This is a genomic window from Streptomyces sp. YIM S03343, from assembly GCF_054729195.1.
In genome coordinates, this window is record NZ_JBPUKX010000001.1 from 1,770,631 (window position 1) to 1,792,911 (window position 22,281).

Sequence of the window (22,281 nt, forward strand, 5' to 3'; positions counted from 1 at the left end):
GCCCGTATATCCTGCCCCGTGATCAACCCGGCACCGGGACGGGGCCCGGCGCGGAGCCGGAGCGGGTGGAGTGAGAGGCGGCGGCGATGTCCGAACGACGTGTCCGACCCCCGGCGAGAAACGGCAGAAGGGCGGCCATGTGGCGACGCTCTCTCCCCCCGGCCCAGCCCCCGGCCGACGAGGCCGCGCCACCGGAGCCACCCGCCCCGGAGACGGCCGAGGTGCCGAGCGTGGTCCAGGCGGCCCTCTACCAGGACGGCGTACGGGTCTCCTCCCCGACCAGCCTCACCGACACCTTCCACGAACTGCGCGAGCGCCCGGGCATGGCGTGGATCGGCCTGGCCCGCCCCACCGAGGCCGAACTGCTCTCCCTGGCAGGCGAGTTCGACCTGCACCCGCTGGCGGTCGAGGACGCGATGGAGGCGCACCAGCGCCCGAAGCTGGAACGTTACGGCGAGACGCTCTTCGTCGTCCTGCGCGCGGCCCGCTATCTCGACGCACCGGAGGAGGTCGACTTCGGCGAACTGCACATCTTCGTCGGCCCGGACTTCGTGATCACGGTCCGGCACGGCGCGGCCCCGGACCTCTCCGCGGTGCGCCGGCGGATGGAGAAGACGCCCGACCTGCTGAAACTGGGCCCGGAGGCGGTCCTCTACGCGATCCTCGACGCGGTGGTGGACGGCTACGCGCCGGTCGTCTCCGGCGTGCAGAACGACATCGACGAGATCGAGACCGAGGTCTTCCGCGGCGACCCGGACGTGTCCCGCCGTATCTACGAACTCTCCCGCGAGATGGTCGAGTTCCAGCGCGCCACCCGCCCCCTGGTCGGCATGCTGCACGGCCTGATCGCGGGCTTCTCCAAATACGGCACCGACGAGGAACTCCAGCGCTATCTGCGCGACGTGGCCGACCATGTCACCCACATCAGCGAGCGCGTCGACGGCTTCCGCCAGGCCCTCACCGAGATCCTCACCGTGAACGCGACACTGGTCAGCCAGCAGCAGAACACGGAGATGAGAGCCCTGGCGGAGGCGGGCTTCGAGCAGAACGAGGAGATCAAGAAGATCTCCTCGTGGGCGGCGATCCTGTTCGCTCCGACCCTGGTCGGGACCATCTACGGGATGAACTTCGGCCACATGCCGGAGTTGCACTGGGTGCTCGGATATCCCTTCGCGATCATCCTGATGGCGGTTGTTTGTGCCAGTTTGTACATCATCTTCAAGCGCCGTGATTGGCTCTGAGTGATCACAGGCGGAGTGTCCCCGCCGGGGGTCGGAGGCCCCCGGTCGTGGTCGTCTCGAACGGCTCGAAGGGCGCTGGGGAGAATCTGGGGAGAATCAAGGATCTGGCCGCGATTGCGTGAATGATCTTGATTGGGTGGGCAGTGCTCAGTTCTCCTGCACTCGCCGGCAAGCGGTTGTAGGAGGCGGGAACAGTTCAACAGCCGGTGACCGGGTGGGTGGCTGGGGGGAGTGGTGGCCTGGAGGTCCCAGTCGGAGGGGTTGAAGGCCGAACCACCCAGCAGTTGCACGGTGCCCTGGACGTTCCTGGCCACGGTCTTGTGTCAGTACCAAGGCCCGGTAGGGGCGGAGTTCGCGGTATCGAAGGTCCAGCCCAACTTTCGCAGGGCTGACTTCAGATGCGCGATGACCTGCGCGTCCGTGCCCCCGCCGGTGAAACCCTGGTTCACCGTCGGCTCGTCCCAGCCGTAAGTGGACTCAATCCCATCACATGAGTCCCACATCGGCTTGGCCGCGTGCCTCGAAGAGATATGCGCCCCCGCTGATCGTCGCCGCCGGGCTCGTGGGGTCGGATCGCCTCAGAGTCTCACACCCGGAAGAACCCAGCATCTGTGCTGAGCCGAAACTGCGAGTGAGTATCGGGCCAAGGCGCTTCGATATGTCGGCCGGTCCGGGGTGCGCACCCAATTCTCATGAGCGGTTGCTGGGCACGGCAGGAGGCATGCCATCACTGCTGGGGCTGAGAGGTCTTGGCCGGGTCGCGTATGGGCGGGATCTGGTGACCACGCGGTCGGCCCGGGTGGCTGGGGATCAGACTGTCAGGCGGCGGATCGCGACTACGGCTGCGTCGTCGTTGAGGTGTCCGTGGACGTGGGCCAGCAGGTCGTTCTGGAGATGGTGCAGTAGTTCCTCGGGGTCGTCCTTGGTCCACTCGGGCGCGCGTTCGGTGAAGGGGTAGAAGACTCCGTCGGCGTTGCGGGCTTCGATGACGCCGTCTGTGTAGAGGAGCAGCAGGTCGCCGACCTCGAACGGGAAGGTCTGGACGTCGTAGGCGGCGATGCCGAAGGCCCCGCCGAATCCGATCGGGAGGTGGCTCGCCTCCGGCATGAGCGGGGTGAGCTGATTCCCGTGCAGGAGGAGCGGTGGTGGGTGGCCGCAGCTGAGCAGGTGGACAGCCGGATCCTGGTCGGGGATGTCGAGGAGCATGGCAGTGGCAAAGTCCTCGTTGGTGTCTTCCTCTCCCTGTGGTCGCCACTGGCTGGTGTCCCAGCGGAATGCGCCGTCCAGGTGGACGGCGAGGCGGGGCAGGGTGGCCTGTCGATGGGCGGCTGCGCGGAAGGCGCCGAGCAGCAGGGCGGCGTTGTTGATCGCGGCCAGGCCATTGCCGCGTACATCGCCGATGAGGAGCCGGGTGCTGTGGTGGGCGGTCCGTGCGGCCGCATACAGGTCTCCGCCCAGGTCGGCCTCTTCCTCGGCAGGGATGTACAGGCCGGCGATCCGCAGCGGGCCGACGTGTGCGGGCAGTGGCTGCAAGAGCACGCTTTGCGCCGCCTCGGCCACCGACCGCACGCGGTGCAGTTGTCGCTCACGCCGGTCCCGTACCACGCAGAGGGTGACACAGATGATGGAAACGATGATCAGTGCGGTGACCTGGGCCTGGATGTTGGTGGTGGTCAGGACTCCTCTGAGCACGCCGATCAGCACCTGGGCCGCGACCGCGAGGGCTCCCATCAGTGCCGTCACGCGGGCGCCGGCGAACGCCACGGTGATCGCGGGTGCCGCCACCAGCAGGGGACCGAGGTGGATGTGCGGCGGTGCCAGCACATCAACCACGCAGACCGTGATGATCAACCCCAGTGGGATCATGATCAGCGCGGGTGCGTGACCCGGCTGCCAGGAACGTCGGAAGTCCTGCCATGGTCTAAGGGCCATGCCCCAAGACTTCCACTTGCCCCGGTATGCGGGTATATGTGCTGCTCCTCGGATCGGGGGCCCGTGGTTGTGCGTGACGGAGGTCGTTCATCGGATGCCCTGACAACCTTCACCTTCTCCGAAGAGGTCACGGCGTCCTCGGCCGCCGAGGAGATACCCCGGGCGGAGTCGGCCCATTGCAGGCCCGCCGGTGGGGACACCGTACGGTGCGTGTACACGGCCTAATGAGGAGGCGGCCCAGCTCACCGAGGCGTCGGCGAAGATCGAGATCCATGGCGGGCGCTACCCCGACCACCTCGAAGCCCAGACCAACCGCTAGTGCCGTGACCGCTTTGGTTCGCCGGGTGTGATCCCGCAGGTTCTCACGCATGTTCGAAGAGAAGCTCGACGCGCTCTCGCAGATGATGGCCGAGCACATGGCCATGCCTTTCCCTCCACGCTTTCGCGGCCTGGACATCGAGGACCAGGACATGGTGATTCTTGATGCGGACGCCTACGGCTCAACTGGGTACAGGCAGATCGGTGCGCGCCAACCGGGTCGGCGATAAGGCGTCGTGGGCTGCCACTGTCCGTCGGTGGTCTATCAGCCCTGCGGGGTTCGGGCGTGGCTGGTCGCCCATTCGAGTGCGTAATCGGCCACCTGTTCCCAGCCGGGCTCGACACCGGTGAAGTGCGAGCGGTCCGGGAACTCGTAGGTCTCGGTCAAAGCCTCGGAGTTGCGGTACTTCTTCGCGTTCGAGCGGATCACCGAGGGCGGCATCAGGTGGTCCTTGCCGCCCATGATGAACAGCAGCGGCGCCCGGTCGTCCAGGTCGTAGTCGACCCAGGTCTCCTGGTGGCCCGGCTTCCAGTTGGCTATCAGGCCGTAGGCCCACACCCAGCTGCCGGGCGCCGGGATGTGAAGGCGGTCGTACGCCGCGTCGGACTCCTCCCGGCTGCACGTGTTGGCGAACGCATAGTGGAACTGCTCCCTGGTGAAGCCCACCGCGCGGTGCCGGTTGGCCGGGTTGGCGAGGATCGGGAACAGGGACTTGATCTGGGACGGCGGGTTCACCCGCACACCCTCGGGTGGCGCCGAGTCGATCGTCACCGCAGCGGCGCCCAGCCCCCGGTTGACCAGGAGCTGGGTGAACGTCCCACCGAAGGAGTGGCCCATGATGATCGGCGGACGGTCCAGGTTCTCGACCACGTCGCTGAGATGGTCGAGGGTTTCGGGGACGGATGCCGCGGCGATGATCTCGGGCTTCTCGCGCAGCGCCTCCACCTCGATCTCGAACCCCGGGTACGTCGGCACGACCACCTCGTGGCCCTTCGCTCGGTAGTGCTGCGCCCAGCGATCCCAGCTTCTGGCGGTCATCCAGAGCCCATGGATCAGCACGATCGGCGGGGCATTGGTCGTCGGCTCGCTCATGGTGCTCCTTCCGACTGCGGGCTGTAACAATCGTCGACCTCGAACAGCGGTCGTACAACCGCGGCGAGGAGTGGCCGCCCACCGGCGCACGGCTCCGCACCGCCGCCCCCTTCGGGGGGCTATCGCTTCCGTGACTTCCTGGCCGTCCGCGCAGATCTGCTGGAAGGGGCCGTCTGGCGGATGACCGGCTCCGCGGACGTCGACATCACCACGGTCCGTTACGACAGCAGCACCCACGACTTCATGACGCTCAACCCCCTCAGCGACACCCATGCCACCCGTGCGGCCGTCACCCAGGCCATAGCAGTACTGCGCGACGCGCTGAGAAGTGGTGCCGCTCCGCCTTGATCTGTGACGTTCCGCGACTCGGCCGATGCTTCACAGGCCGACGGTCGCTCTCCATGAGCCAACTGCCCACTTCGGGAGGCTCGGCATGGCATCCGATTCCATCTGGCGATCCGCAGCACAGCAGCTGCCGCTCAGGCTCCCCGTCGGGTGTGCAAGGCCCGGGCCTGCACCGTGTGCTCGGGGTGGTTACGGCATGCGGCCTCAACCACCGCCCGGCGAGCGCAGGGGGCGCTACTCGCCACGGCTGCGGGCCTGAGGCCCCATGGCGTCCAGGAGGGTGACGGCCGGCCCTGGACAGCGGCCGACCACGGGCACAGGTTGAGGGAAGGAGAAGATCCGTCCAGTTGCGGAGCCGTAAGGCATCCCGGCACATGGGGAGGCAGTCGTGGTCACGACCAAACAGGCCGCATCGGATTTCCTGGCCAACAAACGCATCGCGGTGACCGGCGTCTCCAGGAACCCGCAAGGACACGGCTCCAACGGCATGTACCAGCGTCTGCGGGAGCGCGGCTACGAGGTGTTCGCGATCAACCCCCATGCGGACCAGGTCGAAGGCGATCCGTGCTACCCGGACCTGGCGTCGGTCCCCGGCGGTGTCGAGGCGGTGCTGATCGGCACCAGGCCGGAGACCGCGGAGCAGACCATGCGGGAGTGCGCCGAACTCGGCATCAAACACGTGTGGATGCACCGCCTGTTCGGAACCGGCAGCGTCTCCACCGCCGCCACCGAGTACGGCCGCAAGCATGGAATCACCGTGATCGACGGCGGCTGCCCGCTGATGTTCGACCCGACCGCCGACGGCATGCACAAGGCGCTGTGCCGGGTGGCCACCTGGACACGCAAGGTTCCCAGGAAGGTGTGAGAGGCGGCGGCCCCGCCGGGAGCACACACTCCGGGAACAGCGCCGATCCCTGTCCGTGAGCCGCCCTCCCAGCGGCCGGCCTTGCTGCCCCCGGCGGCCGAAACCCCCGGCCTCGATCAGGTCGCGCTCCTGTGGGACGCTGGTACCAGGGAAGCGGTCGTCCATGACGCGGACAGGGGTTTCCGAGCTGCGGGAACGGACCAGGAGACGGCATGCGACGGGCATGATGTCGTGCGTGGCCGTGGCCTGGCCGTGGTATTGGGAGGCAGCGGCCGTATCAGCAGTTTTGCGGCGAGGACCGGGGCGGGCCGGCCTCGGCGGTGGGCTCGGCTTCAGGCTGGTCTGTGGCGTCGATGCCGACCGGGCCTCGGGGGAGCACACTGTCCAGCCAGCCCGGCAGCCACCAGTTGGCCCGGCCGAGGAGTGTCATGGTCGCCGGTACCAGCACCATGCGTACGAGCGTGGCGTCGACGAAGATCGCGGTGGCCAGGCCGAGCCCGAACATCTTGGTCGAGGGCCCCTCGGCGGCGACGAAGGACAGGAACACCGCCACCATGATGAGGGCGGCCGACGTGATGATCCGGGCGGTGCCCGAGACGCCCCGCACGATCGCCGTGTTGTTGTCGCCGGTGCGGAGGTATTCCTCACGCACGCGCGACAGGAGAAACACCTCGTAGTCCATCGACAACCCGAACAGGATCGCGAACAGGAACATCGGGATGAACGACACGATCGGTACCGTCGCCTCCAGCCCGATCAGCGCACCGCCCCAGCCCCACTGGAACACCGCGACCAGGATGCCGTAGGCCGCGCCGATGCTCAGCAGGTTCAGCAGCACTGCCTTCAGCGGTACGAGCACCGAACGGAAGACCAGCATCAGCAGCACGAACGACAGCGCCAGCACGGCGGTGACGAAGACCGGCAGGCGTTGGCTGGTGCGCCGGCCCACATCGGACAGGCTCGCCGCGGCGCCGCCGACATGGGCGCTCGCCGGGCCTCGCCCGACCGCCGCGGGCAGAACATCAGCGCGCAGCCTGGCGACGGTATCTGCCGTGGCCCGCTCCTGGGGGCCGGTGGTCGGGAACACCACGAGGGTCGCGATCCCGGTGGCCTGATCGACCCGCGCCGGAGCGACCGACGCGATGCCCGGGTCCGCAGCGACCCCTCTGACCAGGCGGTCCACGATGCCTGGGTCACCGGCGGGGTCCACGGCGACGACGAGGGGACCGTTGGTGCCCGGGCCGAACCCCTCGGCGACGAGATCGTAGGCGCGGCGCTCGGTGCGGCTTTCCGGCAGTGATCCGTCGTCGGGCAGGCCGACACGCAGGCCGAAGAGAGGAAGGGCCGCGGCGAGCAGCAGCCCGGCCGCGCCGATCGCGTACGGCACCGGGTGGCGGTTGACGTGCCCGATCCAGCGCCGCCACCCTGGCGCGGTGACGGGGCCCGACGCGGTGGTCCGGCGCCGTGCGGGCCGACGCGGCCGGATGAACCGACCCAGCCTTCCGATCCGGTGGGCGCGGCCGAGCCGGCCGGGTCGGGCCAGGCGCGGTCCGGCGGCTCCGAGGAAAGCCGGCAGCAGTGTCACCGACGCGATCACCATGATCAGGACGACGATGGAGACGGCGATCCCGCCTACCGTCATGAACGGCACGTTCGCGACGGCCATGCCGAGAATGGACACGACGACGGTGCCGCCGGCGAAGACCACGGGCCGTCCGGCCGTGGCCACCGCCCGCCCTGCCGCGTCGTGGGGCTCGACGCCTTGCGCGAGGTACTCCCGGTGCCGGGCGAGCACGAACAGCGCGTAGTCGATGCCCACCCCGAGCCCGACCATGCTGCCGAGTACCGGCGCGAACGTGGGAATCTCCGTCACCCCCGCGAGCACCGTCATCGTGGCCACTCCGACGGTCAGCCCGAAAACGGCCATGCCGATCGGCAGCGCGGCGGCCACGAGCGAGCCGAACGTCAGGAACAGGATCGCGGCCGCGGCGAGAATGCCGATCAGCTCGCCGTAGCCGCCGTCGGGGTCGGAGAAGACGTAGAAGAGCTCCCCGCCCATCTCGATGCGCAGGGGCATCTCACCGCGCAACCGGTCACCGAGGGCGACGAGGGCGTCGAGGTCTCTGGCCGACAGCCGGTTCTGGCCGGGGTACTGAACGCGCACCACGGCGATCCGCCCGTCCGCCGAGACCAGGCCGCCGCGCACGCCGGCGTTCCCGCCTCTGTCGAGCGCCCCGGCCGGGTCGCTCATGCCGAGCACGTGCGGCAGTCGCCTCAACTCCGCCTGCAGCCGCACGAGCGCGGTGCGCGCCGGGCCGTGGTCGGAGAACGTCGCCCCGTCGGCGACGGGGCTGACGACCACCTGGGCGGTCATCCCCTCCTGGCCGGTGCCGGCCCGTTCGATGAGTTCCGCGGCCTTTTGCGAGTCCAGTCCCGGAGCGGTCACGGAGTCAGCGGTCCGTCCGCCGAAGGCGACCGCGGCCACCGCCGCGAGTGCGGCGGCGAGCAGCCATACCGCGATCACGCGCCAAGGATGACGGGCGGCGCTGCCGCCCACACGGGAGAGCACACGTGAGAGCATCGGGTCCTCCAGAACACCTCGTCGGCCGTCTCCGTACGGCCGTCAACGCCGAGGTTCGCCGCGGCGGCACTCCCGGACATCGGCTCAGGAGCCGTGAATCGGTCCGTCCCCGGGCGGAGAGAGGTACCGTCCTTTCGGCCGATGCGCGGCGTGCCGGGCTCCCTAGGCTGAGGACCGTGCTGCGAGACGACCTGCGAACCCTGTGGACCGAACCACGCCCGCCCGACGCACCGGCCCGGGTGTGGCGGGACTGGGCGCTGCTCGCCGTGGGCCTGGGCGGTGTGGTGCTGGAGGCCACCCTGCGGGAGGACGTCGTATGGCGGCCGGTGGCCGTGGTGTTCGCCGTCTGGCTGTGCGTGCTGACCATGTGGCGCCGGACCCGCCCGCTGATGACGGTCACGCTCGCATTCGGCTCGATGATCTTTCTGCAGGTTGCTTCGGTGACAGCCGATCCGCCCGAGCCGGTCGGCCTGTACACCGGGGCGCTCGTGTTCGTCCTGGTGTACGCGCTGCCCCGCTGGGGATCGGGACGGGAGGTCGTGCTGGGCGGCGCCATGATCCTCGCGGCCTTCGCACTGGCGGCCGTCACGGACGACACCCCGGCCGGCGAAGATGTCGTGGGCTTCGTGTTCCTGCTCCTGCCTGCCGTGATCGGGGCATCCGTGCGCTTCCGGGCGGCGGCTCGCGATCGGCAACTGGAGCAGGTGCGCTCCCGCGAGCGCGAGCAACTCGCCCGGGAACTGCACGACACCGTGGCCCACCACGTCTCCGCCATGGTGATCCGCGCCCAGGCCGGCCGGGTGGTCGCCGCCCGGGACCCTGCCGCTGCACTCGAAGCGCTGGAGGGCGTCGAAGAAGAGGGGGCACGGACGCTGGAGGAGATGCGCGCCATGGTTGCCGCGTTGCGGGACGGCGCAGCGGGCGCCGAGTTGGCGCCACCGGCCGGAGTCGCCGACCTCCGGCGCCTGGTGCCGGCCCCCGGCGGCCGTCTTCGGGTCGACCTGTGTCTCGACGGCGACCTGGACGCACTTCCCCAGGCGGTGGACGTGGCGGTCTACCGTATCGTGCAGGAGTCCGTGACCAACGCCATGCGTCACGCGGTCGACGCGACGGAGGTCGTCGTCCGTGTCACCGGAGATCCGAAGAAGGTACGGGTGACGGTACGGGACGACGGAGTTAGAGCCGGCCGAGGCCGCGACGGGTACGGCCTGGCCGGGCTGCGCGAGCGGGCCGTCCTGCTCGGCGGGCAGCTGCAGGCCGGTCCGGGCGACGGCCAAGGCTGGTGCGTCCAGGCCGAGTTGCCACGGGGGAGGGCGGACAACGGTGTCCATCCGCGTCCTCGTCGCTGACGACCAGGCCATCATCCGCACCGGACTGCACATCATGCTGGACGCCCAGCCCGGCATCGAGGTGGTCGGCGAGGCGGCCGACGGGCAGGAGGCGGTGCGCCTGGCCCGCGACCTGCGCCCCGACGTCTGCCTCTTCGACATCCGAATGCCCGTGCTCGACGGGCTGGAGGCCACCCGTCTCCTCGCCGGTCCGGGCGTCGCCGACCCCTTTGTCGTGGTCGTCATCACGACCTTCGATCTGGATGAGTACGTCTACGGCGCCCTGCGCGCGGGAGCCCGAGGGTTCCTGCTCAAGGACACAGGGCCGGAACTACTGGCGCAGGCCGTACGGTCGGCCGCCGACGGCGAAGCCCTCATCGCACCGAGCGTCACCGTGCGCCTGCTGCGGGCTTTCGCGGACGTCCCCGCCGGGCGCCCTGCCGAGCAGCCCGTCTCCCCCGTCACCGCCCGCGAAGAAGAGGTACTGCTCGCCGTTGCGCGCGGCCTGACCAACACCGAGATCGCCGATGCCCTCTACATCAGCCTCAGCACAGTGAAGACGCACCTGGCGAGCCTGATGGCCAAGCTCGGCGCCCGCAACCGGGTGGAGATCGCGATGTGGGCCTACGAGACCCACCGGATCATCCCGGGCAGCTGAGCTTGACACACCGCCGGGGATCCTGGAGTTTCGCGGTCCGGCAGCACGGTCAGAAGGCGCGCTCGGGGCCGCTCCAATGGCCGATGCAGTCGTCGAGGTGCCCGTCCGGGCAGGAATTCTCTGGGGCAGATGCTGTGGCACGAGGCAGATTTAGGGGGATTTCCGCAGCTCAGTGCCAGGTTCCCTGACGCCAGTGCTGTGTCCGGAAAGGTTTGCCGGAAAGCCTGCCGCGTCCGGTGCGGTGCATCGCAAGGCGGAGCATCGCCGGCGTACTGGATGTATTCGGGTGATGCGACAACGCGGCGAGGTGCCGGGCCGGGCGTCGCGGGCCGGTGAACCTTTCCGGTCACAGCACCAGCAGCCGCAACAGGTGTTGCACGATCGCTGGTTCGGGTGATGCGCTCAGACGGGCGGCGCCCTGCTGAAGCGCGGCGCGGTGGAGTTCGAGAGGTGCGGTGATCCGGAGCGAGTGGCCCTGGGCGCGGCGGATCGTTCGGCAGGAGGCGGGCACTCGGCAGACGGCTCGCACCCGCAGAACCCGTGTGGCCACTGTTGCGTCACAGCCTCAGCTGATCAGCGATCGTCGATCGCGGGAGAAGGTCTGGCTCGGCGCGCCAATCGTGGTGGGCGAGCGGCGTCGGCGACGGCGTGCTCGTCCACCCGCTGCTCGGCGAACGGGTCGCGCTTCCCACACCCCAGTGGGAGGGCCCCCTCGAGTCGGCCCGGGTGCCGCGGCTGCGCGATCACGTGGTCGGTGGCGCCACGGTGCTGTCGGGCTCGGCGTATGTGGAGCTGGCGTTCTCGGCTGCGGGCACCGGGCGCCCGCAGGTGCGTGACCTGGTGGTGAGCACCGCCCTGACCTGCCCCGCGGACGACTCCGATCCCACGCAGCTGCGGGTCGCAACTGTTCTCGACGGCGAGGTGGTCACCGTCTCGTCCCGCCGCGGTGCGCCGACCGGCGCCCGCGAGGGCAGCTGGCAGCAGCTCTGAGCAGTTGTCAGTCGCCGGCGAGTGCCTCGTGGACGGAGGAGACTGCGCCGGCGCCGTCGCCGACTGCGGTGGCCACTCTTTTCGTCGAGCCCGCGCGGAGGTCGCCGGCTGCGAAGACCCGGGGTGCGCTTGTCTGGAACGGCAGGGCCGTACCGAACCGTTCGGCGGGCAGGCGGCTGTCCGTGAGGACGAAGCCGTTGTGGTCCTTGGCCACGCCGTCCAGCCAGCCCGACACCGGGTCGGCGCCGATGAAGCAGAACAGGGCGCGGCAGGCCAGCCGGTCCCGCCGCCCGTCGGACCTCTCGGCAACGATCGACGCGAGGGTGTCGTCGCCGCCCAGTTCGCGGATCGTGCTGCCGGTGCGGACCTGGATCCGCGCATGCGCTCGGATCCGGTCGGTCAGGTAGGACGACATCCGGGCTCCGAGATCGGCGCCGCGGACGATCAGATCCACCGTCGCACCACGGGCGGCGAGGGACAGGGCCGCCTGCCCTGCCGAGTTGGCGCCGCCGACGACCGTCACCGGCTGGTCCTCATAGCCTCGGACGTCCAGCTCGGTCGCGGCGTACCGGACGCCACCGGACTTCTCGAAAGCCGACCATTGCGGCAGGTCGAGGTGCCGGTAGCGCGCCCCGGTCGCGGCGATCACCGCGCGGCAGCGGATGCGTGGGCCGTCCTCCAGCAGGACGGCCGGCCGTCGCTCCTCGGTGAGGTCCAGGCCGGCCACCGCGCAGGGCGAGTGGATCCGTACACCGAACTTGAGCGCCTGGACCATCGCCAGACGGGTCAGGTTTTCGCCGCTGACTCCGTGCGGGAAGCCCAGATAGTTCTCGATGCGGGCGCTCTTGGCGGCCTGCCCGCCGAGCCCGGCGCAGTCCAGCAGTACGGTGGCGAGGCCCTCGGACGCCCCGTACACGGCGGCGGCCAGACCCGCCGGGCCGGCGCCCACCACGACGAGATCGACAACGCGTCCGTCGGCTCGGTAGGTGAGACCGAGCACCTCGGCGACAGCTCTGGGCGTCGCGCGCCTCAGCAGCGAACCGTTGACCATGGCGGCCGGGAGGTCGTCCTCGCCGAGCCCCGCGAGTCTCATCAGCGAGCGTCCGGGGTGCGAGGCCGCGTCGAGCCAGGAGTTCGGCAGGAGCATCTGCGCCACATAGGTGCGTAGTTCCAGCGACTCCGCGGCGTACGGCCGGCCGACGAGCTCCAGGGCGTTGCCCGCCGCCCCGCGGATCACCTCGCGCCGTTCCCTGAACGCCTCGATCAGTGTGTCGGCGATGTCGACCTGCTCGGCGAGGGCCCGTTGCAGCATCGCCGCCCGGATCCGGACGACTGTCCCGGCAGACACCACCCGGGCGGTCAGGTAGACGTGCTGACCGGTCAGCAGGTTGAGCTCGCCGAGGAAGTCTCCTGGGCCGCCCCGGTAGATCAGACGCTCCGGCTCGATCGCCGTCGCGTCCCGGACGATGTCCACGGTCGCCGACCGGAGCAGGAAGAAGTCGTAGGTGTCGTCGCCGGAGGTGTACAGATCCCGGCCGGGCTCGGCATGCTCCACCTCACCGTACTCGGCGAGCCGGCGGAACTGCTCGTCGTCCAGGACCGGCCCGCGCTCTGCCGCACCGTCGTTCACGTGATTCCTCCGTCACACCGGACCAGAAGGGTCTCTTGCTGGAGTGCTGGTCGAAGGGTCAGTCGGACGGCGTACGGGCCGGTACGGGACGGAGATCAGGCGTGGGGGGCGGGTCGTCGCCCTCCCGGAGGCCGTGGCGGGCGTAGAAGCGCCGCAGGGGCGCCGGCGCCCACCAGTTCGCGTTTCCGAGCAGGCGCATCGTGGCCGGTACCAGCAGCGCCCGGACGATCGTCGCGTCCACCAGGACGGCGATGAGCATCGCCACCCCGATCAGCTTGATGAACGTGATTCCGGAGATGGAGAACAGGCCGATCACCACCAGGATGAGCAGCGCGGCGCTGGTGATGATCCGGCCGCTGCGCTGCAGCCCGACCGCGACCGCCGCGGTGTTGTCGCCGGTCCGGTCGTACTCTTCGCGGATCCGGGACATCAGGAAGACCTCGTAGTCCATCGACAGCCCGAACACGACCGCGAGCACCAGGATCGGCTGGGTCGCCTCCAGCGTCCCGGTGGAGGTGAAGTCCAACAGGCCGGACAGATGGCCGTCCTGGAAGATCAGGACCAGTGCGCCGAACGACGCGCCGAGCGACAGGATGTTCATCACGATCGCCTTGATCGGCAGCACGACGGAGCCGAAGGCGAGGAACAGCAGGACGAAGCTGGCGCCGCCGATGATCAGCGCCATCCAGGGCAGCAGCTCGCCCACGGCGTCGAGTTGGTCGGCCAGCGTCGCGGTCTCGCCACCCACCAGCACCTCACCGCCCGGTGGTGCCGGTACGGCCCGGATCCGGCTCACGAGATCCCGCGACCCGGGCGATATGGGGTCGCCCCGGTACATGACCGTGACCCGGGCGACGTCGCCGGACCGACCCGTGACCTCGGCTCCGGACACCCCGTCGACGGTCCGGACGGCGGCGACGTAGCGCTCCAGACCGGCCCGGTCCGACGAGGTCACGATCGCCTCGATGGGCACCTGACCGTTCCGGACGAAGTCCCGGTCGACGGTTTCCGAGACCACACGGCTCTCGGTACCCGCCGGCAGCACCCTGGGGTCGATGCCGCCGAACTCGACGCGCAGGAACGGCGCGGCGGCCAGCAACAGGACCGTGAGGACCCCGGTCGCATAGACGACCGGGCGGCGCATGATGCTGTGCGCGAGGCGGTACCAGAACCCGTGCGCGACCTCGGTCTGCGGGAGAGCCGGCGGCGCGCGGCGGATCAGGCGCCGCACCGACAGTGCCTCGACCCGGGGGCCGAGGACGGCGAGCAGGGCGGGCAGCACGGTCAGTGCCGCCACCATCGCCACCACGACCGCGGACAGACCGCCGAGGCCCATCGAGCGGAGGAAGGTCATCGGGAAGATCAGCAGTCCGGCCAGCGAGACGGCGACGGTGACGCCGGAGACCGCGACCGTACGCCCGGCGGTGGCCATCGTGCGGGCGACGGCGTCCTCGACACCGAGCCCGCGGGCGATCTCCTCCCGGAACCGCCCGACCATGAACAGGCCGTAGTCGATGGCCAGTCCCAGCCCGAGAATCGTCACCACGTTGACCGAGAAGACCGAGACGTCGGTCAGGTAGGTCATCCCGCGCAGCGCGGTGAACGCTCCGAGGATGGCCAGACCGCCGATCGCGAGCGGCAGGCTCGCCGCGGCCACACTGCCGAAGACGACGACCAGGAGCATGAGCAGCACCGGTATGGAGATCGTCTCGGCGAAAGCGATGTCCGCCGCGACCCGCTCGCGGATGTCGCGGTCGACCGTGGTGACGCCGCCGACCTGGGTCCGCAGGCCGGGCGCGGCCAGTTCGTTCTCGATCCCGTCCAGCCCATCGCCGCGCTGCGCCTCGTCGTCGCCGGCCAGAGTCAGCACCGCGTAGGTGGCGTGCCGGTCGTGGCTGACCAGGGCCGGGCTGCCGGTGCTCCAATAGGTGACGGTCCGGGTCACCACGTCATGGGGAAGCGCTTGGAGCTTCTCCGTGACGGCTCGCCGGAACGCCGGGTCGTCAACTGTCGCGCTGGGGCTGGTGTACAGGACCACCGCGTCGTTGCCGGTCCGGCCCAGCGTCGCCTCGGCACGTGCGACCGCGCGCGAGCTCTGGCCGCCCGGGTCGTCGAACCCTCCGGTGGTCAGCGAGCCGAAGACCCGCGTGCCCCAGATGCCGCCGAACGCCAGGAAGGCCGCGGCCAGGCCGATCACCCACCACCGTCGGCGGACCATCGTCCGCCCCAACCTCTCGAACATCGCCGTCCCCCTCCTGGCTTCGTCGGCTTGTCGGTGTCAGCGCGCGGCGTGCTTGACGGCGGCGCGCTTGATGAGGGCGGCCGTCGCCGCGGGCTGCGCGATCATCGCGACATGCGAGGTGTCGGCCTCGAAGGTGTGGGCGCCGGCCCGGCGCGCCATGAACCGCTGCGCCGCCGGGGGCAGCACCTGGTCGTCGCGGCCCACGAGGTACCAGGACGGAACGGTCTTCCAGGCCGGGGCGCCGGACGGCTCCCCGAGGGTGCGCACGTCCGCCGGCCGCTGGCCGGCCCACATCAGCTCGGTGGTCGCCTTCGGCAGGTCCCCGGCGAACACGTCGTGGAAGAGCTCCTTCTTGATGTAGCCGTCGACGAGTCCCTCACCGTAGGGACGGAAGTCCAGCGCCTGTTCGCTGAGCCTGCTTCCCGGGTACTTCGTCTGCAGGCCCAGCAGCGTCTCACCCTGATCGGGCACGAACGCGGTCACGTAGACCAGCGCCTTCACGTTCGGGTTGCCGGTCGCGGCGTTCGTGACGACGATCCCGCCGTAGGAGTGCGCGACGAGGACGAGCGGGCCGCTGAGGGTCGCGAGGATGCCGGCCAGATAGGCGGAGTCGGAGGCCACGCTGCGCAGTGGGTTGGGCGGTGCGATGACCGGATAGCCGTCGCGGATGAGCCGGGAGGCGACCCCGTTCCACCCGGAGGCGTCGGCGAACGCGCCGTGCACGAGTACCACGGTGGGCTTCTGGCCGCTGCCGCTGCCGTTTCCGCTGCCGCTTCCGGTGTGTGCCTGCGCGGCGGGCGCGTCGAGTGCGGCGCCCACCAAGACCGCGGCGGATCCGGCCAGCAGCCCCCGGCGAGTTGTCGTCATCGATGTGTACCCTTCGGTATCCGGTGTTCTCGCTGTGAACGCGGGTCAGCGTAGGACCGGTTACTTGACGGGCACTGAACACAAATCCGGGCGCCCTACAGGGGCCGCTTCACTATAAGTTCCGTTACCCCGCTGCTTTTTCCGGGGCGACGGCACTCGGCGCCGCGGTGTGGGCGCGCTCGTCCAAGGTGTACCGGCGTTGCAACGCGATGGCGATCGTCATGAGCACGGCCGGCACCAGGGTGAAGCCGTAGCGAACGGCCGCCAGCGCGCCGGAGGACTGCGTGGCATGCTCGCCCGCGGTACTGGCCACGAACCCGCCCGCAGCCAGGCAGGCCGAGTACACGTACGGCCCCACTGCGCCGCCGGTGGCCTCGGCGGCGGTCCACACGCCGGTGTAACTGCCCGCACTGGCACTACCGGCCGGCCCGGCGGCGGCGATGACGTCGGGCACCATCGACAGCGGCATCAGTTGCATCGCGGCGAACGCGACGCCCAGCACGGCCACGGCTGCGATCAGCAGGGGCAGGCCCGCCGCGGCACCCAGGGCCAGCACCAGCGAGCCGGCCACGAACGCGGCCTGGGCGGCGAGCAGGCTGCGCTGCTTGCCGAGACGCCGGGCCACCAGTACCCACAGGGGCGTGGTCAGGACCGCCGGCGCCATGAACGCCGCGATGAGCACGGGCGTGAGCGCGGAGCGGCCCATCACGTACTCGGCGAAGTACGGCATGGCGGCCAGTACCAGTTTCATCGTGATCGCGACGGTCAGATACGACGCGGTCAGCGCACGGAACTGCCGGTCGCGCAGCGCCACCAGCAGCCCGCCCCGGTGCCCCGGCCCGGCCGGGGTGCCCGGCGCGGCCCGGTTGAGGCGGGCGACGCCGGTGATGCCGACCAGCATCGCCGCGAGCATGACCGCGCCGAGCAGCAGGGCCATTCTCGTGTAGTCGCCGACGCCCGGATCGTCGCCGGCGACCACCGGCGCGGCCACGCCGGCGAGCAGGACGCTCACGGTGATCACGACATTGCGGTAGCCCATGAGGCGGGTCCGCTCGTGGTAGCCGATGCCCAGGTCGGCCGGTGTGGCGAGATAGGAGACCTGGTAGCACGAGTAGAGCAGTTTGCCGGCGACCAGCGCCGCCGCGACCCATAGCGCGGCGGTTGTCCCGTGCAGGTCCGACGGCACGGCGAACACGGCCACGAAGGCGAGCACCACGACGCAGCCGGCCGCCATCAGTCGCCGGCGGTGGCCGCCGCGGGCCAGGCCGGCATCGGAGATCCGGCCCACCCACGGGCGCACCACGATGTCGGCGACATTCGGCAGCAGCAGCGCGAGGCCGGCCACTTGCGGCGGCACGGCCAGGACGTCGGTCAGGAAGTACAGCAGGAAGATGCCCGGCACGGTGGCCCAGATGCCCATGCCGATGGAACCGGCGGCGAACGGGACGAGTGCGCGCAGGGGGAGCCGAACGTTGGTCATGAGCCGCCTTCCGGGAATCCGCCATGGGGGACTGTCGTTGCTCGTGTGCGTCCTCAGAAGGCCAGGGCCAGCCGGCGTACGGCCTCTCGCAGTTCTTCCGGAGTGCGGTCGCTGTAGGCGAACCGCAGGTGCCGGGCCGAAGACCGCTGCCGGGGGTCCGCCGCGAAGTACTCGCCCGGCTGGTAGAGCACGCCGTGGGCGGCCGCCCGCCGGAACAGCGCCGCGGGGTCCACGGCGTCGTCGGTGAGCCGCGGCCAGAGGAACAGCCCGCCTTCGGGGGCCACGATGTCGAGGGCGCCCGGGAGTTGTTCCCGGAGGGCGTCGATGAGCACGCCGGCGCGTTCCCGGTACAGCGCGGTGGCGCTGCGCACGACCCGGTCGAACCATGGGGCGTCGTCGGTGAGCAGCCGTTCGATCATCGCCTGGGTCACCGAGGATGTGTGTACGTCGAGGCGGTTGCGCAGCCGGATCACCGGGTCCACGAGGTGGTCGGGCAGCACCAGCCAGCCCACGCGCCAGCCGGGGCCGAGGGTCTTGGTGAAGGTGTTGACGTGGATCGCCCGATCCGACTGGTTGAAGACGGCGACACCCTGGTCCTGGCCGCCGAAGCGCAGTTCGCGGTACGGATTGTCGACGATCACATAGAAGCCGTACCGCTCGGCGAGCTCGATCAGTGCCTGCCGCTTCGGCGCCGAGAGACTGACCTGGGCGGGGTTGTGGAAGTCGGGCACGGTGTAGGCCGCGGCGATCCGGGTGCCGGTGGCGAGCCGCCGGGCGAGGTGTTCGACGTCGAAGCCGTCGGCCACGACCGGTACCGGCAGGATCCGCGTCGTCGACACCTCCAGGGCCCACAGGAAACCCGGGAACACCGGATCGTCCACCGCGACGGTGGCACCGCGCTCGACGACGGTCAGCACCGCCAGGGCGAGGCCGTGCATGCCACCGTTCGTCACCACGATCCGGCTCGGGTCGACGCCTTCCCGCTTCGCGATCCAGTCGCACAGCGCGGCGGATCCGCGCGCCGGCGCATACTGCAGGCACGCGACCGCGGCGTCGGGGGCCTGCCACAGCCGCGCCGATGCCCGGCCGATCGCCTCGACCGGCAGAGCCTCGGGCGCGGGGATGCCACCCAGCAGGCTGATCGTTCCGGGGGCGGGGGCGGCCAGGCTGGCGTCGACGAAGCCCTTCGGCGCCGAGAGCCCCCGGGCCAGGGCCGTCAGCCCGCTCTGTTCCTCAGAGCCCGCGGTCATGCATTGCCTCCAGTCCTGAGAGGAGTCGTTCGGCGCGTCGCGCGAACAGGTGCGCCTCACATGCGGTGGAGTGCATGCAGGCCCGTTCGGCGGCGGCCCGGACAGCGGTGAGGGGTGCACCGCGGGCCTGCAGCAGGCGCGCCTTCAGCAGCAGGAGCAGCCCTTCGGCGTAACGCTGGCCGTAGTCCCACATGGCCTGGTCGGCTCGGTCGAGAGCGGCGTCGGCCCGATCGGGCGATCCGGCTGCCAGCCACATCTCGGCGATCAGTGCGTAGTGGTAGGCGATGCCCCATTGCGGCGGATCGAGCAGGTTGGCGACCAGGAGTTCCTCAGCCTCAGCCGCGGCGTCGGCCGGATCCTCGCCGGTGAGGGCGCGTGCCCAGCACCAGAACTGCCTGATGTAGTGGTCGATCTGGGCGCCGAGACGGGCGAGGCCGGCGGCGGCCCACCGCTCGCCGGCTCGCCGTGCCGCTTCGGCGTCCCCGGCCATGGAAGCGATCATGGTCGTGTAGTAGACCCAGACCGAGGTCGCGTACGGGTCCCCCGGGGTGTCCCAGGTGTCGACGAAAGCCAGTGCCGCGTCGACATCGCCGTGCAGCGCGGTCATGACCGCCCGCCAGCCGGGCCCTTCTCCGGGAATGCTGCCGTCCCGCCGGAGCGGTGTCTCTTCGTCCGGGGCGAGGGTGCCGCCGGCAGCGGCGACATCCTCCTTGCTGAAGGACCGGTACGCCTCGCCGATGTTGCCGATGTCCCACTGATGCAGGCCCCAGGCCTGCCGGCCGTAGCGTCGGACGGCCGGATCGGAGGACACCTGACCGAGCTCGTGCATGCTCCGGGCCAACTGCCCGCGGCCCTTCTCGATGGAGGTGTAGGCACCCATCAGACGGATGAAGAGGAAGTCGGCGGCCTCCGCCTCCCGGCCGAGGGTGCGGGCCAGGTATTCGGCCCGCTCCAGCAGATCGAATGTCGAGGCGTCGTACCCCGACTGTCGTCTGACGACGATGGCGAGCAGCGTGAGGGCGGAGAACTCCAGCTCCATGAGTCCGGAAGCCCGCGTGACCTGTATGGCGGAGCGCAGCTGTCGATTGGCGGACTCGAACGCGAGTTTGGCTGCCGCGCGGCGCCCGGCGCGGATCAGTGCCTCCGCGGCGCGAACGGGCTCGGCGAGGGGGCCGGCGGCCCACAGGTGGTAGGCGAGGCGTTCGGCGATGTCCTCGTCGTCGGCATGGATCTGTTCGAGCGCGTCCGCGACGCGCAGATGCAGCTGGGCGGCCTGCTGTTTCGTCGAGGTCTCGGAGACCGACTCACGCACCAGGTCGTGCGCGAAGCGGAGCGAGGACGGGTCCTGCGGCCCGGGTTCGAGCAGCCCGAGAGTGTGCAGCGGTTCCAGGCGGTGGAGACAGTCCGCGACGTCCACACCGGTGGCGCGGGACAGCAGCCTGAGGTCGACGTCGCGGCCGATGAGCGCGGCCACCCGCAGCAGGTCGCGGGCGTGGTCGTCGAGCCCGGCCATCCGGTCGCGGACGACGTCGTGGACGGTGGACGGGACCCCGGCCGAGGCGGACGTGTCGCCGTCGCCGATCGCGCCGGCCCCGCTGAGGAGCCGGGACAGTTCGCGGACGAAGAACGGATTGCCGGAGGTACGGGCGTGGATCGCGCGGGCGACGGCGTCGCCGGGATCCTGGCCGGCCTCCTGCCGGATGAGTTCGGCCACGTCGGCCGGACCAAGCGGGCCGAGCCGGAACCTCCGGTGACCGGGCCGCCGGCTGGCAGCGGCCAGCACCCGGGAGAGGTCCGGGCTGAGTGCGGGTGCGCGGTCACGCAGCGCGCCGATGATCGCGGTGCCATGGGGCAGCCGCCCCGCCAGGTGCTGCAACAACTGCAGGGAGGTGGCGTCGGCCCATTGGAGATCGTCGAGTATCAGGAGTGTGGGCCGCCGCGCCGAGGCCTGTCCGACGAGGGCGACGACCTGTTCGAACAGCCGGAACTGGGCGTTGCCGTCGGGAAACTCCCGGGTTGCGTCGTCCCGCGCCGCAAGGAGGCTTCCCAGCCCGCCGGTGAACCACTGTTTGCCCGCCGGGGCGGGCAGACTGTGGACGACCTGGCTCAGTGCCTGTTCCCATGGCCACATCGCCGGCGTCCCGTCGCCCTCCAGGCAGGAGCCCCAGACGGTGAGTGCACCCAGCCGGCCCGCCACGGCGGCGGCCTCCTCCAGCAGCCGGGTCTTGCCTGCGCCCGGTTCGCCCTCGACGACGCCGATCGCGGTGTCGCCGGCGAGTGCGCGCTCCACCATGCGCCGCAGCGTGGCGAGTTCCTCGGTCCGGCCGATCAAGGTGGCCGCCGTGGTCCGCCCGGCCTCCTCGTCCGCCTCCCGCACGAGCGGCGACGCCGGGGACTGGGTGAGAATCCGCCGGTGTGCGTCCTCCAGCGCCGGACCCGGGTCGATGCCGAGCTCGTCGGCGAGCCGGTCGCGGACCTGACGAAACACCGACAGCGCCTCCGCCTGGTGTCCGGTGGCACCGAGAACGCCGACGAGACCGGCCAGCACGGGTTCGTTGAACGGTGCCATCGATGCGGCCAGTTGAAGAGCCGCAAGCACCCGCTCCGGTCGGCCCGTCGACACGGCGAGCTCCGCCGCCGCCGTGCACGCGTCGTAGAACTCGTTGTCGAGTGCGGCGAAGACCGTGGTGGCGAGTGTCCCGTCGGCGATGCCGTCGCCCGCCGGACCGTGCCAGAGCCCGAGCGCTCCGACGTAGTGATCGAGGGCCACCTCGTGATCGTGCCGAGTCAGCGCGGCCCTGGCGGCATCGACGAGTTCCCGGAAGGCGACGAGGTCCAGCGTGGCGGGGCCGGCGGCGAAGAGGTAGGAACTGCCGCGACGGTGGAGGAACGAGCCGGCTTCGCGGACGGGCCGCAGAGGCTCGAGCAGCCGTCGCAACGCGCCGATGTACTTCTGAAGAACGTTCAAGGCGCTGGAGGGGACGTCATCGCCCCAGATCAGGTCGATCAGCTCGCTCGTGCTGGTCGGCCTGCCGGTGCGGGCCAGCAGCAGAGCCAGGAGGTATGCCTGTTGCCGTGGCCCGGCATCCAGTTCCGCGCCGTCGCGCCAGATCCGTAACGGGCCCAGGATCTGCAGATACGGCGAGCCTCTACCGGCCGGCTGGTCTTCACCGCCGGACCGGGCTGCAAGGACTGGCACCGCTGACTCCTCGATCCGGGGATGACACGACGCGATCTTCGCTGGGTCCGACTTCGTGCGAGTGTACGTGGACCGGCCCAATTCCACCGCTGGGTGCGGAAAAGCTCGCCCCTGCACGTGCTCAGCGCACAGGCACCGTCGCCGGATCCTCCGTGGCGGGTGCCGACTTCACCTTCGGGCGAGGGCGACGTCGGTCGGCGCCCTTCTCGCTGGGCGTGCGTACCGAGACGGACTTTACGGACAGTGGAGCACTGCCCGCAGG

At 70.4% G+C, this 22,281-nt stretch carries 17 protein-coding genes; 8 read left to right on the forward strand and 9 right to left on the reverse strand.

Features of this window, described 5'->3' with window-relative positions; all coding sequences use genetic code 11:
• Window positions 1-86: 86 nt before the first annotated feature.
• Complete coding sequence (locus tag ACSYGN_RS07775) at window positions 87-1,241, forward strand: magnesium and cobalt transport protein CorA (protein WP_460393245.1); 1,155 nt, start codon at window positions 87-89, stop codon at window positions 1,239-1,241.
• An 810-nt stretch (window positions 1,242-2,051) separates the two neighbouring features.
• Here ACSYGN_RS07775 and ACSYGN_RS07780 read toward each other — a convergent pair.
• On the reverse strand, window positions 2,052-3,173 hold the full coding sequence (locus ACSYGN_RS07780; protein ID WP_460393247.1) for a PP2C family protein-serine/threonine phosphatase: 1,122 nt from the start codon (window positions 3,171-3,173) through the stop codon (window positions 2,052-2,054).
• 190 nt (window positions 3,174-3,363) lie between these two features.
• Here ACSYGN_RS07780 and ACSYGN_RS07785 point away from each other — a divergent pair, with 190 nt between their 5' ends.
• Together ACSYGN_RS07785 and ACSYGN_RS07790 are read left to right on the forward strand one after the other, a co-directional pair.
• Complete coding sequence (locus tag ACSYGN_RS07785) at window positions 3,364-3,492, forward strand: hypothetical protein (RefSeq protein WP_460393249.1); 129 nt, start codon at window positions 3,364-3,366, stop codon at window positions 3,490-3,492.
• Window positions 3,493-3,541: 49 nt separating this feature from the next.
• Window positions 3,542-3,721, forward strand: a complete 180-nt coding sequence (locus ACSYGN_RS07790) for a hypothetical protein (RefSeq protein WP_460393251.1) — start codon at window positions 3,542-3,544, stop codon at window positions 3,719-3,721.
• Window positions 3,722-3,756: 35 nt separating this feature from the next.
• On the opposite strand, the gene ACSYGN_RS07795 is transcribed toward ACSYGN_RS07790, so the two are convergent.
• On the reverse strand, window positions 3,757-4,584 hold the full coding sequence (locus ACSYGN_RS07795) for an alpha/beta hydrolase (protein ID WP_460393253.1): 828 nt from the start codon (window positions 4,582-4,584) through the stop codon (window positions 3,757-3,759).
• Between the two features lie 180 nt (window positions 4,585-4,764).
• Between ACSYGN_RS07795 and ACSYGN_RS07800 the strand changes: the two genes are divergently transcribed.
• Window positions 4,765-4,932 carry a hypothetical protein gene (locus tag ACSYGN_RS07800; RefSeq protein WP_460393255.1) on the forward strand — a complete coding sequence of 56 codons (168 nt, stop codon included), beginning with the start codon at window positions 4,765-4,767 and terminating at the stop codon, window positions 4,930-4,932.
• A gap of 385 nt (window positions 4,933-5,317) precedes the next feature.
• Entirely contained in the window at window positions 5,318-5,794 is a 477-nt protein-coding gene (locus ACSYGN_RS07805) for a CoA-binding protein (RefSeq protein WP_460393257.1), read from the forward strand.
• Window positions 5,795-6,071: 277 nt separating this feature from the next.
• Here ACSYGN_RS07805 and ACSYGN_RS07810 read toward each other — a convergent pair whose 3' ends face one another.
• Window positions 6,072-8,375, reverse strand: coding sequence for an MMPL family transporter (locus tag ACSYGN_RS07810; protein WP_460393259.1), 2,304 nt, complete (start codon window positions 8,373-8,375; stop codon window positions 6,072-6,074).
• 176 nt (window positions 8,376-8,551) lie between these two features.
• Here ACSYGN_RS07810 and ACSYGN_RS07815 point away from each other — a divergent pair, with 176 nt between their 5' ends.
• From ACSYGN_RS07815 to ACSYGN_RS07825, 3 genes are all read left to right on the forward strand, one after another.
• Window positions 8,552-9,724, forward strand: coding sequence for a sensor histidine kinase (locus ACSYGN_RS07815; protein ID WP_460393261.1), 1,173 nt, complete (start codon window positions 8,552-8,554; stop codon window positions 9,722-9,724).
• Entirely contained in the window at window positions 9,699-10,361 is a 663-nt protein-coding gene (locus ACSYGN_RS07820) for a response regulator (RefSeq protein ID WP_460393263.1), read from the forward strand. Before ACSYGN_RS07815 ends, ACSYGN_RS07820 begins: the two co-directional genes overlap by 26 nt.
• A 648-nt stretch (window positions 10,362-11,009) precedes the next feature.
• Window positions 11,010-11,351, forward strand: coding sequence for a hotdog family protein (locus ACSYGN_RS07825; RefSeq protein ID WP_460393265.1), 342 nt, complete (start codon window positions 11,010-11,012; stop codon window positions 11,349-11,351).
• A 7-nt stretch (window positions 11,352-11,358) separates the two neighbouring features.
• Here ACSYGN_RS07825 and ACSYGN_RS07830 read toward each other — a convergent pair whose 3' ends face one another.
• From ACSYGN_RS07830 to ACSYGN_RS07855, 6 genes are all read right to left on the reverse strand, one after another.
• The gene (locus tag ACSYGN_RS07830; RefSeq protein ID WP_460393267.1) at window positions 11,359-12,981 is read right to left on the reverse strand and encodes an FAD-dependent oxidoreductase; all 1,623 of its coding nucleotides are present in this window, start codon (window positions 12,979-12,981) and stop codon (window positions 11,359-11,361) included.
• Window positions 12,982-13,039: 58 nt separating this feature from the next.
• On the reverse strand, window positions 13,040-15,223 hold the full coding sequence (locus tag ACSYGN_RS07835) for an MMPL family transporter (protein WP_460393269.1): 2,184 nt from the start codon (window positions 15,221-15,223) through the stop codon (window positions 13,040-13,042).
• Between the two features lie 36 nt (window positions 15,224-15,259).
• The gene (locus tag ACSYGN_RS07840) at window positions 15,260-16,090 is read right to left on the reverse strand and encodes an alpha/beta fold hydrolase (RefSeq protein ID WP_460393271.1); all 831 of its coding nucleotides are present in this window, start codon (window positions 16,088-16,090) and stop codon (window positions 15,260-15,262) included.
• A 124-nt stretch (window positions 16,091-16,214) separates the two neighbouring features.
• Window positions 16,215-17,570: an MFS transporter gene (locus ACSYGN_RS07845; protein WP_460393273.1), complete on the reverse strand. Its 1,356-nt coding sequence runs from the start codon at window positions 17,568-17,570 to the stop codon at window positions 16,215-16,217.
• A gap of 53 nt (window positions 17,571-17,623) precedes the next feature.
• Window positions 17,624-18,820 carry an aminotransferase-like domain-containing protein gene (locus ACSYGN_RS07850; protein WP_460393275.1) on the reverse strand — a complete coding sequence of 399 codons (1,197 nt, stop codon included), beginning with the start codon at window positions 18,818-18,820 and terminating at the stop codon, window positions 17,624-17,626.
• Window positions 18,804-22,019, reverse strand: a complete 3,216-nt coding sequence (locus ACSYGN_RS07855) for a BTAD domain-containing putative transcriptional regulator (RefSeq protein ID WP_460393277.1) — start codon at window positions 22,017-22,019, stop codon at window positions 18,804-18,806. The genes ACSYGN_RS07850 and ACSYGN_RS07855 overlap by 17 nt, the downstream gene beginning before the upstream one ends.
• Window positions 22,020-22,281 lie beyond the last annotated feature (262 nt).